The organism is Streptomyces pathocidini (assembly GCF_001418495.1).
GTDB lineage: Bacteria > Actinomycetota > Actinomycetes > Streptomycetales > Streptomycetaceae > Streptomyces > Streptomyces pathocidini.
Window position 1 is genome coordinate 1 of sequence record NZ_LIQY01000109.1, and the last position, 10,933, is coordinate 10,933.

Genomic DNA, 10,933 nt, shown 5'->3' on the forward strand with positions numbered 1-10,933 from the left:
GCGGTGGCGGCGCCAAGGAGAACGACGGGGGGCTCTTCCAGACGTATAGGGAGGAGTTCGAGAGCGTTTGGCTGGATTCGCGGCCTGTTTCGTGACGTTCGGGCCGTGATGCGTGAGTGTGGGCCGGGGGTGCGGCTCGGCTTGTTGGGTTGAGGGCTGAGCGGCCGATGGCCGGGGGCCGATTGCCTGTCCGGTGGACGGTCAGTGGCGCGTGGGAGGGTGGAAGCCACTGGGGGAGCCGAGTGGGAGGGGGCCGTATCAATGGGCTGGCACCGTGAGTTGTTGGTCGGGTTCGACCTGGAGACGACGGGGACAGATCCGGCCGAGGCGCGGATCGTGACGGCCGCGGTCATCGAGGCCGTGGGCGGGGAGCCGGCGCGCCACCGCGAGTGGCTGGCCGACCCGGGCGTCCCCATACCCGAGGAGGCGGCCGCCATCCACGGCGTGACGACCGAGCGAGCCGCCGCCGAGGGGCGTCCGGCGCGTGAGGTGGTGGAGGAGATAGCGGCGGCGCTGGCGGGGTACTGGACGGCGGGCGTGCCGGTCGTCGCGTACAACGCGGCCTTCGACCTGACGCTGCTCGCCGCCGAGCTGCGGCGGCACGGCCTGCCCTCGCTCGCCGACCGGCTGGGCGGGGGAGAAGTCGGCCCGATCGTCGACCCGTACACGATCGACCGCGCCGTCGACCGCTACCGCAAGGGCAGACGCACGCTGGTGGCGACCTGCGGGGAGTACGGCGTGGCGCTGGCGGCCGCGCACCGCGCGGACGCCGACGCGGTCGCGGCCGTACGGGTCGCCTGCGCGCTGGCCGAGCGGCACGCGGGGGTGGCCGAGTTGGAGCCGTGGACGCTGCACCGCAACCAGGTGAGCTGGTATGCGCGCTGGGCGGCTGGATACCAGAAGTGGCTGCGGCGGGAGCGGGACCCGGAGGCGGTGGTGGACGGCAACTGGCCGCTGCGGGCGCTGCCGTCGTGAGCGCCGCCGTGCGGCGCGCTGTTCCGTGAGGCGGTTGGCCTCGTGGGGCGCCTGCCGGGTCTCGGCCTGGGCCCGTGCGTACGTGGTACGCCGGGCGGGCAGGCCGCGCGGGCACCCTTCCGCGAGCGCGGTGGTGTGCGCCGGCGGGTCGGGGCGGCGCCTTGAGGGCCGACCGGTGAGCCTGTGCCGCTGTGTGCCCGTGCTAGAAGGCGTGCCAGCGGACGGTCGGGTCGCCTTCCCTGAGGGATGCGACCCGGCGGCGGAACTCGGCCAGGGCCGCCGGGTTGGCCGGTGCGTGCTGGGCCACCCACGCGCAGCTCGCCGTCTCGCGCGCCCCGCGCAGCACCGCGCACTCCTCCCACTCCCGCACGTCCCAGCCGTACGCGCCGGCGAAGGCGTCGTACGCGGCCGGGTCGAGGCCGTATCGGTCGAGGGCGAGGGCCATGACGACCAGGTCGTGTTCGCGGAGGTCGTCGGAGAAGGTCTCCAGGTCCAACAGGACCGGTCCGTCGGGGCCGATGTGGACGTTGCGCGGCAGCGCGTCGCCGTGGATCGGGCCGGGGGAGAGATGCGGTGTGAGGTGGTCGGCGGCAGCGGCGTAGTGGTCGCGGCGCTCGCGCAGGTACGCGGCGTCCGCCGGGTCGATCGCCGATCCGGCAAGCCGCAGCCAGCGCTCGACGCCGCCGAGCAGATCGCGCCGGGGGAGGGGGAACGGCGGTGCGGGCAGCCGGTGCACGAGCCGGAGCAGTGCGGCGAGATCGGCTGTTTTGGCCTGGCGCTCTGGCTCCGGTAGCCGCTGCCACACCGAGACGGGATGCCCGGCGACGAGCCGTGCTTCCGGCTCGGCTGGGCGTACGGCGGGCACGCCCTGGTCGGCGAGCCACTCCGCGACCCGCACCTCGCGGCGCATCCGGTCCAGCAACTCGGGGCTGCGCCCGATCCGTACGACGGGTCCGCGAGGCCCGTGGGGCCCGTGAGATCCGCGAGGTCCGTGGGGTCCGACCCCGAATACGGCGTTCTCGCCGAGAGCCAGCAACTCGGCGTCACGCGCGGCGAATCCGGCGCTGCCCAGCACTCCGCGGGCCCGCTCCTCATCGAACCTGCCACCGTCTCTCGGCCCCATGTCAGCCCCGGCCCGAGGGTTTGAGGCTCGCGGCAGTCGGCCAGGATTCACTTTCGAGTTGGCTGATCGGCGGGCTGACGACACGGCAGGTCCACTCTCCCTTTCCAGGGTGGGCGGGGCTGTCGCCCCCCTCGCCTTGGTCGTAAAGGAACCGCATGTCTCTCTCCCGCTGGTTGGCTACTGCCGCAGCTTTCACCGGCCTTGCAACGCTGACGGTATCGACCGGTTCGTCGCAGGCAGCCGCGAACTCGGGCGGCACCGGCACCCGCATCAACGAGATCCAGGTGGTGGCCACGCACAACAGCTACCACCGTGAGCTGTCCGGCGCCGAACAGCGTGCCCAGTTGGAGATAGACCCCGGGGCGAACCCGAACCTCTACTACTCGCATGCGCCGCTGACGGAGCAGCTGGCCGAGCAGGAGGTCCGCTCGGTCGAACTCGACGTCGTACCCGACCCCAAGGGCGGTCTGTACCGCTGGCCGCTGGTCCGCAAGAACGCGGGACTTCCTCCGCTGGAGGACCCGGCCTGGGGGGAGCCCGGTACGAAGGTCTTCCACATGGTCGACGCCGACTACAACACCACCTGCGTCCAGTTGACCCAGTGCCTGAAGCAGGTCCGCGGCTGGTCGCGGAAGAACCCCGGGCATGTCCCGCTGCTGATCATGCTGGAGTTCAAGGCGAGTGAGGACCGCTTCGAGCGGCTCGGCGGAGTCGAGAGTCCTCCGTGGGAGGAGTCGGCCTTCCGGGCGCTGGAGGACGAGATCCGCTCGGTCTTCGACAGCGACGACCTGATCACTCCGGATGACGTCAGGCGGCCGGGCCTGACACTCGAACAGTCCGTTCTCCGGCACGGCTGGCCCACGGTGGCGCGGTCGGCGGGCAAGGTCATGTTCGCGATGGACAACACGAATCAGGTCCGCACCTCGTACCTGGAGGGCCATTCGAACCTTGAGGGCCGCGTGCTGTTCACCGACTCCGCGCCGGGCACCCCGTCGGCCGCGTTCATGAAGCGCAACGACCCGACCGGCAAGAACGAGGCGGAGATCGCGGACCTGGTCAAGCGCGGGTACATCGTGCGGACCCGGGCCGACGTCGCGATGAGCACCGTGCTGGGCCGCGACACCGCCATGCGGGAGGCTGCGCTGGGCAGTGGGGCGCAGATCGTGTCCACCGACTTCCCGGCGGCGGGCATGTCCGCCCGCTACGACCGCGACTACTTCGTCTCACTGCCCGGCCCGTACGCGGCCCGCTGCAACCCGGTGTCCGCGGCGAGGACTTGCCGCGACGGCCAGCTGGAGCGCTGAGCGGGGCGGCGACTTCCGGCTGTGGCACCAGCCCCGCGGCGGAGGCCGCGGGGCTATGCCTCGACCGCCACGGGTCTACGCCCCGCCGACCCCGCCGAGTTCCCCACGCTTGACCGCGCCGAGGAACGAGCCCCAGGCCTGGGGCGTGTAGACGAAGGCCCCCTGCGAACGGTCCTTGCTGTCACCGACTGCGACCAGCCCGTCGTTCGTGGCCTGGATCTCCAGGCAGTTGGCGCCCTGGTCCCCGCTGTAGGACGACTTGCGCCAGTCGGCTTCGGGCAGGCTGTGTCGCATCATGGCGATACCTCTTCACTCGCGTTCGAAATCCCGCGCAACCGACGAGATCAACTCCACGGACTGCCGTGACGATAGCGCCGCCGTCCGGAGCCCGTCCAACGCCCGCCGGTACTTGCTGACGGTGGCTTCTTCCTCCAGGTAGAGGGCGCCGTCGAGGTACTCGACCTGAGCCACGTCCAGATCCAAGGGGTCCGGGTAGGAGTAGAGAACGAAGGCGCCGCCCGTGGCGGTGAAGGCGCCCTGCGAATAGGGAACGACCTGGATGGTCAGCTCGGGCGGCTGGCTCAGCTCGACCAGGCGGCGCAGCTGGGCCGCCATGACCTTGGCGCCACCGACCTGTTGGCGGATGACGCCCTCCGTCAGGATGCACAGATACTGCGGCGGGTTCTCCCGCTCGAACACGGCTTGGCGTTCGACGCGGAACGAGACCTGGAAGTCGACCTCGGCCTCGGTGAGCGGTTCGGAGGAGCCGATGATGACCGCCCGCGCGTACTCCTTGGTCTGGAGGAGCCCGGGAATGATCTGCGGTTGGAACGCGGCGATTCTGCCCGCATCGGATTCCAAGGTGAGCAGTTCCTTGAAGTCGGCGGGTAGCACCTCGCCGTGGGAACGCCACCAACTCCGTTTGCGCCCCTCGGCCGACAGAGCCACGAGCCAGTCACGAAGCCCCTGGTCCTCGACCCCGTAGAGATCGAGCAGCGCGTCCAGTTCGAGGCGGGAGACGCGGTGCCGTCCGTTCTCCAGGCGGCTGATCTTGGGGTTGTCGCCATGGATCTTCTGCGCCGCGGACTCAACGCTGACGCCCGCTGCCTCGCGCAGTGCTTTGAGTTCCGCCCCCAACCGGCGGCGCCGGGCTGTTCGGCGAGCTGGCTGCCCCACGACTCCTCCTTCGCACTCACATGGCTCACCACAGTGTCGTTGATCAGCACTGCGCACGGGCGCTGCTCGCGACATCTCACTCGATGGAGTCTAGTGCTGCAATTTGCAGCAGAACTACTTGCAGTGCGCGGGCAGTTGGGTTCATCGTGTTGCTCACGTCGCAACGGTGCGTGAGCGCTGAGGCGCGGAACATCATTTGGAGACGTCAACCGCCCCTGCCCTGGCTCGGATGCCGGGCGGGTGCGGTTCTGCCCCGGCGCGGGGCTCGACCGGCTGGAGGGTTGGTTCATGGATGTCGTGCGACCGGCGGCGGCGCAACAACCGCTCACCTGGAGCTGGCGCTTAACGGTGAAGCTGGAGGAACTCGCCCACTACCGACGGCTCGCCAAGGCGGCTTTGCGGGCGTGGGGTGAGTCGCAGCGGACGACGGAGACCGTGCTGCACGGGGTCACGGAGCTGCTGAGCAACGTCAAGCGCCACGCGGGCGACTCGTCGTGCTCCCTCAGGATCACCAAGTGCGGTACCTCGATCTTCGTCGCGGTCCACGACAACTCCCCGGCCCTGCCGGAGGTCACCACCCCCGACTGGACCGGCGAATCCGGCCGCGGCCTCTGGCTCCTCCGTGAAATAGCCGACGCCTTCGGCTACACGCCGACACCCGACGGCAAGCGGGTCTGGTTCCGGGTTGCCCCAGAGGAAGGCGATGAGCTGTGAGACGAGCCCGACTTGACCGAAAACGATGGACGCCTCTTGACCGTGGTTCGGCTCCTAGGCGACGGTCATGCAACCGCGCGCAACCAACGCACCCAAACCGACAGAGGTGAATGCCATGGCTTTACGGTTCGTCGCGAAGGACCCCAACACCAACGGTGATGACTGCCCAACGGTGTGGGTGGATGAGAAGACTGACGATCTCATGTTCCAGGGCTGGAAGGCTGACAAGGAGACCGAGGCCGAGTGCCTTACGGTTGGCCACATCCCCGACACCGAGGCAGTGATCCGGATCCCGGCCCGTATGGTGCCGATCATCAGGGAGGCGTGCGACCTTGCCGAACGTACCGAGCTTCGCTGAGCTGATCGCCGACTGCCACCGGTCCGCCGTTCACTTGGAGATGCGCGACGCCTACGGCGTCGAAGACGAGGCCGACGACTTCGCTGCCTGGAAGCGGGGAGAGCCCAGCGTATGGGCTGGACCGGAGTGGCTGGACCTCGTACGCCGGACGGTCGGCCGAGGTGTGGCGATGCGCCGAGCCAGGGTCGTCTCCCAGCCCGTCACCGAGTACATCCGCTACGAACACGCAGGCACGGGCCTGAACGTGGAGGCGGGGGAGTCGGTCCGCTGGCTACCTCGTCGGCTCGCTTCGGATCTCGCGCTGCCCGGCAACGACTACTGGCTGTTCGACGACCGGCTGGTCCGCTTCGGCCACTTCACCGGCGACGGCGCTTCCGCCGGTCACGAACTTAACCACGAGCCAGCAGTGATCAAGCTCTGCGCCTCGGCGTTCGAGGCTGTCTGGGAGCGTGGCACACCGCACGAGGAGTTCACGGTCTGAGGTCGCACCTCAGCTCACCACCAGCTCATGCCCCCGTACCAGTCGTCCAGTGTCGCAGCTGCTCGTAAAGCCGTAGCAGCGCGCCTGCGTGACATCCGCCTGGACAGCGGAATGACAGGGCATGAGCTGGCCACTGTATGCGGGTGGAACAAGTCCAAGTCATCGCGTATCGAAAATGCCCGAACCCCGCCCTCCGACACGGACATTCACAAGTGGTGCGACGCGTGCGGCGTCCCCGACCAAGCCGCCGACATCGTCGCGGCGTCTCGCACGGCCGAGTCCATGTACATGGAGTGGCGGCGCTTGCAGCGTACGGGCCTGCGTCACCTCCAAGAGTCGCGGATGTCGCTCTACGAGCGCACCCAGCACTTCCGCAGCTACGCCTCACACGTCGTACCGGGGTTGTTCCAGACGCCCGCTTACGCGTCCGCATTGCTCGGCGTCATCGGTCGCTTTCATGACGCCCCTGACGACATCGCCGAAGCAGTGCGGGCACGTATGGCACGCGCTCGAGTGCTGTACGAGGGGCGCCGCCGCTTCGCCTTCCTGGTGGAAGAGTCCGTCCTTCGATATCAGATCGGGGATGCCGAGACGATGGCCGGTCAGCTTGGACACCTGCTCTCTGTCATGTCGCTGCCCACGGTTTCGCTGGGGATCATCCCGTTCGGCGCGCGGGAACGGAGCATGTGGACCCTGGAGGGGTTCAACATCTTCGACGAACGACGGGTCCACGTTGAGCTCTTGACCGCTCAGGTCACGGTCACCGCCCCGAGTGAGGTCAGCCTCTACCTCAAGGCCTTCTCCGAGCTCGCGGAACTGCCCGTGTACGGGGCGGAAGCGCGTGGTCTGATCACGTCCGCCATAGACTCCCTGCGCTGAAATCTGCGTGCAACTCCGTAGAACTTCGTGGAGGCCCAAATCCCGCGTTCTCTAGCGTCATTCCTGTGGCCACTCACGGCGCGGAGAACGAATCTCCGCACAGCGAATACAGCGGGAGAACCACTATGAGCGGGCTCTACAGCTTCCCCGTCGCGGGAGCGACGTTCGGCAAATTCTGTGGCGGCAATCTCGGCGGTGAGCACGAGTCGTGCGTCGAGTTCGCAGAGATCCCCGGCGCGGCCGCGGCGTATGTCCTCCAGGACACCAAATCCGAGGGCCAGGGGCGGGAACTGCGCTTCACGGGGGCGGAACTTGACCAGTTCGCCCTCGGCTGGGCCAGGCAGCGGGGCCTCGCGCTCTAGATCCAGCTCCCTCCCAGCACCCCGTTCGGCGGGCCGCCCGGCACAGGCCGACAGCGGCCCGCACTCCTCCCGAGAGGTACCGATGAGCTGGTCAGGACACTGGCACGGGTACGGCCCGTGGACCGGCAGCAGAGACACCTACGGACAGGAAGGCCTCCGCCGACCAGGCGCCAACCCGAACGACGAACAGACTCGTTCGTTCCTGTCCACCACGATGCCGCCCATGATGACCGGACACTGGTTGCTCCGCCGCAGCCAGACGGCGGCTGACCGAACCTGGACGGACGTCGGGGATGCCATGACATGGTTGAAGACCACGTACGAGTCGAACCCGCCCTTCAAGCGAGACGACGGCAAACAAGCCTACGCCGCTCTCGACACGAAGATCGTGTACGCCATGGACGTCCTTCCGCGCGGTGTCGACGTGACCTGGGCTCACTACACCGAGTCCTCAAGCCTCACTTCCTTCACGGTGGTGTGCTGCCCCAATCAGTTCCACCCGGAAATCGCCTGTCCCATGCCGCCCAATTGAGCGCTTACGCGAGGGAGATCAGATATGTCTCTGAAGGTGTTACTGGACGACCTCGCGGGTGAGGTTCTGCGTGTGTGGCCCGCCGAACCGCGATTTCACCACCGAGGCGCCACTGACCTCGACCGTGCGGTTCCTCTGTCGCTCTTGGACCGCTACATCGACTACGACCTCCTGTCTCCGCAGTACGTCGCCGTCGTCAAGGACGGGACGGCCGTACACCCCGGTCGGTTCTCGCGCGACAGCAAGCTGGTTCCCGGCAGGGTCCGTGATCTCATAGATGAAGGGCACACCGCGAACCTCCGCGAGGTGCAGCGGTCGATCCCCTATCTGGCCCAGATCACACGCGAGATCGAACGGGAGACGGGCTACCCGACCTACGTCAGCGCCATCATCACCCCACCGCATTGCCAGGGCCTGGCCCATCACTGGGACCAATTCACGGGGGTAGTGGCCCAGATCGCCGGCCGCAAGCGATGGCCCTTGTGGAAGCCGGTCGTTGACCACCCCATGGAGGACTACCTCTCGTCTCCGAGGACCTGGACCCCGGAACTGCAACAGCGACTGGAGTCGACTGCCCCGGACGCCGAGTTCGAGTTGACGGCCGGCGACACCCTCGTCGTGCCGAGAGGCTGGATCCACAGTCCTCATGCGATCGGCAGCACGACGAGCTATCACCTGACTTTTGCACTCAGGGAGCGGCCATGGCTCTGGCTGGCACAGCAGCTCGTCGGGCTCGCTATCGAGGAATTGTCCTTCCGTGCGGCGCTTCCGCCGGGCGGGTTCGCCGGAGGCCTTGAGGCCGATGTTCGTGCGGCCCAGGCGATGACCATCGACTTCCTTGAACGCCTTGAATCAGCCGCAGCCTCGGCTCGGATTCGGGCAGCCGCCGACTGACTCTGATCCGGCTCCGCCCTCCCCGGCGTCTGTTCAGACGTCCGCCATCGCCAGCAGTTTGGTGACCGTGTTCCAGTTGCGGGTGGTGGCGACGGCGCCGAAGTCCGTGGCGCCGAGGGCTGCGGACAGTTTGCTGCGGCCCAGGCCGTTCGGGCAGTGCAGGAAGAGTTCGCGTTCGCCGGGGCGGAACTCGTCCGGCAGGTAGGCCTCCGGATCGATGCGGGCCAGGTGGGCGGGGTCGAGCGGGGCCGCGAGGAAGGTGACCACGAACTTCGAGGGGTCGAAGGACGTGACGGGGAACGGGTTACGGGCGACCACGGCTCGGAGCTCTGCCGAGGTCAGCACAACGCAGCCGATCTCGAAGCCGAACCGGGCCTGTAGGGCCTGCTCCAGTTCGCGCGCGAGGAGCGCCGGGGGCTGCTCGCCGCCCGTGAAGACGACGTTGCCGCTCTGCAGGAGTGTCCGGACGCCCTCGTATCCGAGGCCGGTGATCAGTTCCCGCAGGTCCGCCATCGGCACCTTCCGGCGGCCGCCCAGATTGATCCCGCGCAGAAGCGCAGCATACGTCGTCACAGCGCGCAGCCTAGGGGGCCGAGTGCTCGGTCAGATGGGGGCGCCACCGAAGCTCATCTCGTTTCCGTCGGGGTGGCGGTAGGCGGCCTTGCCAGTGCCCTGGCGTAGTCGGTGACCGGGATTCCCGCGAAGAGGATGAGGGCCATCCCGCCATCCTGGGTTCGGCTCCGGATGATGGCGGGCTGGCCCGTCCGCTCTCACCCGGCCGCGCACGGGGTTGGCGCTCGGCCCTTTTCGTAGACCGTGAGGCCTTGGGAGAGGCCGAGGGGGACCAGGAGGAGTTCCACGATGAGGGCCTTCCAGGCGTAGTAGAGGTTGACGACCTTCGTCGGGTAGACGCAGGGGATGTTCAACAGGACGCGCGCCAGGGGGAGTTTGCGGCGGTGAGCCGCGTAGGCAAGGGGTGGGATGGTGAAGGCCAGCTCCGCCGACAGCCACCAGGCCAGGGTCGAGGGCAACGACGCGGGCGTTGTCGCCGCCGCGACGAACGGGGCGGCCCACCACAAGGGCGCGGTCAGGATCTCGACCAGGGCCAGGAGGACCCAGACCGCCAGCAGCGGCTTCCTCGTGACGAGCCTGCCGGTGTGCAGGCGGACGTTCTGGCAGAAGCCCGCCATCCAGCGCCATACCTGTTTCCGCAGGTAAGTGAGGGTTTCCGGGTCTGCTGCCCACGCCATCGCCGCGCCGACGTACACCGCCTTGCGGCCCTCGATCTGGCGGGACCAGGTGTAGTCCATGTCCTCGACGATGGTGCGCTCCGGAAAGCCGCCGGAGGCCACCAGGACGTCTCGGCGGAAGGCCGAGCAGCAACCGGAGCACACCATGGGGCTGTTGGCGCGGTTCTGGATCGGGCGGTGCCAGTGGAAGCCGAAGAGGTACTCGACCGAGCGGCCGCGCTCCCAGACCGTACGGGTATGGCGGGTCTGTACGTTGCCGGCCGCGATGACGACCTGGGGGTCGTCGAAGGCCGGGGTGATGCGTTCGATGTAGTCCGGCGCGAGGACGGTGTCCGCGTCGACGGCGAGCACGAGAGCCGTGTCGCAGTGCGGGAGTGCGTAGTTCTGGGCCTTGGCCTTGCTGCCGAGGTTGCGCGGTGGGCGCAGGACCGTGGCGCCGAAGCCTGACGCCACCTCTCCCGTGCGGTCGGTCGAGCCGTCATCGACCACGATGACGCGGTCGGGCGGGACCGTTTGCCGCGCGAGCGACTCCAGTGTGGCGGGGAGCCCTTCCTCCTCGTTGTGTGCCGGAACGATGACCGTGACCGTGATGCCGCCGTGCCGCATGGTGCCTTCCCCCGTTTCCCCCGAGCTTCGCCACTCCGCCGGCCGCGAGTGCGGCCAAGCCGATGACGCCGTAGACGATCGTGCTGATGCCGATGAATGGCAGTCCCCCGTGCATGCGCCTTCCCTTTCCTCCGCTTCCTCCAACTGCCTTGTCACTGACCGTAGTCGGAAGCGCGCATCCCCGCATCAGCCCGCCAGTCCCTGTGGATAACTCCCGTCATGCACACGAAAAGCGCCGACCGCCGCGCCCCGTGGGGGAGGGCGCGGCGGTCGGCGCTT

General features: G+C 68.4%; 15 protein-coding genes. 10 read left to right on the plus strand and 5 right to left on the minus strand.

Translation table 11 applies throughout. From position 1 onward, the window contains the following. Both AOK16_RS28035 and AOK16_RS06930 read left to right on the plus strand, forming a co-directional pair. Positions 1 to 95 (plus strand): DUF5919 domain-containing protein (locus tag AOK16_RS28035; protein ID WP_240483420.1); only part of this gene is annotated, 95 nt, incomplete at its 5' end. Positions 96 to 261: 166 nt separating this feature from the next. Further along, on the plus strand, positions 262 to 975 hold the full coding sequence (locus AOK16_RS06930; protein WP_055471346.1) for an exonuclease domain-containing protein: 714 nt from the start codon (positions 262 to 264) through the stop codon (positions 973 to 975). A 202-nt stretch (positions 976 to 1,177) separates the two neighbouring features. Here AOK16_RS06930 and AOK16_RS06935 read toward each other — a convergent pair whose 3' ends face one another. Then, positions 1,178 to 2,098 carry a phosphotransferase enzyme family protein gene (locus AOK16_RS06935; protein WP_055471347.1) on the minus strand — a complete coding sequence of 307 codons (921 nt, stop codon included), beginning with the start codon at positions 2,096 to 2,098 and terminating at the stop codon, positions 1,178 to 1,180. Positions 2,099 to 2,253: 155 nt separating this feature from the next. Here AOK16_RS06935 and AOK16_RS06940 point away from each other — a divergent pair, with 155 nt between their 5' ends. Continuing rightward, positions 2,254 to 3,402 (plus strand): phosphatidylinositol-specific phospholipase C1-like protein, encoded by a 1,149-nt coding sequence (locus AOK16_RS06940; protein WP_055471348.1) that lies wholly within the window; start codon positions 2,254 to 2,256, stop codon positions 3,400 to 3,402. 75 nt (positions 3,403 to 3,477) lie between these two features. Here the strand turns inward: AOK16_RS06940 and AOK16_RS06945 are convergent, their stop codons facing one another. Together AOK16_RS06945 and AOK16_RS06950 are read right to left on the minus strand one after the other, a co-directional pair. Beyond that, positions 3,478 to 3,699 carry a DUF397 domain-containing protein gene (locus tag AOK16_RS06945; RefSeq protein ID WP_055471349.1) on the minus strand — a complete coding sequence of 74 codons (222 nt, stop codon included), beginning with the start codon at positions 3,697 to 3,699 and terminating at the stop codon, positions 3,478 to 3,480. A 12-nt stretch (positions 3,700 to 3,711) separates the two neighbouring features. Further along, the gene (locus AOK16_RS06950) at positions 3,712 to 4,578 is read right to left on the minus strand and encodes a helix-turn-helix domain-containing protein (RefSeq protein WP_240483418.1); all 867 of its coding nucleotides are present in this window, start codon (positions 4,576 to 4,578) and stop codon (positions 3,712 to 3,714) included. Positions 4,579 to 4,866: 288 nt separating this feature from the next. Between AOK16_RS06950 and AOK16_RS06955 the strand changes: the two genes are divergently transcribed. The 7 genes from AOK16_RS06955 (at position 4,867) to AOK16_RS06985 (ending at position 8,798) form a co-directional block, all read left to right on the plus strand. Beyond that, positions 4,867 to 5,292: an ATP-binding protein gene (locus tag AOK16_RS06955; RefSeq protein ID WP_055471359.1), complete on the plus strand. Its 426-nt coding sequence runs from the start codon at positions 4,867 to 4,869 to the stop codon at positions 5,290 to 5,292. A gap of 115 nt (positions 5,293 to 5,407) precedes the next feature. After that, positions 5,408 to 5,650: a hypothetical protein gene (locus AOK16_RS06960; RefSeq protein WP_055471351.1), complete on the plus strand. Its 243-nt coding sequence runs from the start codon at positions 5,408 to 5,410 to the stop codon at positions 5,648 to 5,650. After that, entirely contained in the window at positions 5,625 to 6,131 is a 507-nt protein-coding gene (locus tag AOK16_RS06965; protein WP_055471352.1) for a DUF6879 family protein, read from the plus strand. The genes AOK16_RS06960 and AOK16_RS06965 overlap by 26 nt, the downstream gene beginning before the upstream one ends. 27 nt (positions 6,132 to 6,158) lie before the next feature. Then, a complete protein-coding gene (locus tag AOK16_RS06970; RefSeq protein WP_055471353.1) occupies positions 6,159 to 7,010 on the plus strand; it encodes a helix-turn-helix domain-containing protein in 852 nt (283 codons plus the stop codon). A gap of 125 nt (positions 7,011 to 7,135) precedes the next feature. After that, positions 7,136 to 7,372 (plus strand): DUF397 domain-containing protein, encoded by a 237-nt coding sequence (locus tag AOK16_RS06975; RefSeq protein ID WP_055471354.1) that lies wholly within the window; start codon positions 7,136 to 7,138, stop codon positions 7,370 to 7,372. Positions 7,373 to 7,595: 223 nt separating this feature from the next. After that, complete coding sequence (locus AOK16_RS06980; protein ID WP_240483419.1) at positions 7,596 to 7,904, plus strand: hypothetical protein; 309 nt, start codon at positions 7,596 to 7,598, stop codon at positions 7,902 to 7,904. A gap of 24 nt (positions 7,905 to 7,928) precedes the next feature. Then, the gene (locus AOK16_RS06985) at positions 7,929 to 8,798 is read left to right on the plus strand and encodes a JmjC domain-containing protein (protein ID WP_055471356.1); all 870 of its coding nucleotides are present in this window, start codon (positions 7,929 to 7,931) and stop codon (positions 8,796 to 8,798) included. A gap of 33 nt (positions 8,799 to 8,831) precedes the next feature. On the opposite strand, the gene AOK16_RS06990 is transcribed toward AOK16_RS06985, so the two are convergent. Together AOK16_RS06990 and AOK16_RS06995 are read right to left on the minus strand one after the other, a co-directional pair. Next, on the minus strand, positions 8,832 to 9,371 hold the full coding sequence (locus AOK16_RS06990; RefSeq protein WP_055471357.1) for a DUF1697 domain-containing protein: 540 nt from the start codon (positions 9,369 to 9,371) through the stop codon (positions 8,832 to 8,834). A 197-nt stretch (positions 9,372 to 9,568) separates the two neighbouring features. Next, positions 9,569 to 10,654, minus strand: a complete 1,086-nt coding sequence (locus AOK16_RS06995; protein WP_055471358.1) for a glycosyltransferase family 2 protein — start codon at positions 10,652 to 10,654, stop codon at positions 9,569 to 9,571. Positions 10,655 to 10,933: the final 279 nt, after the last annotated feature.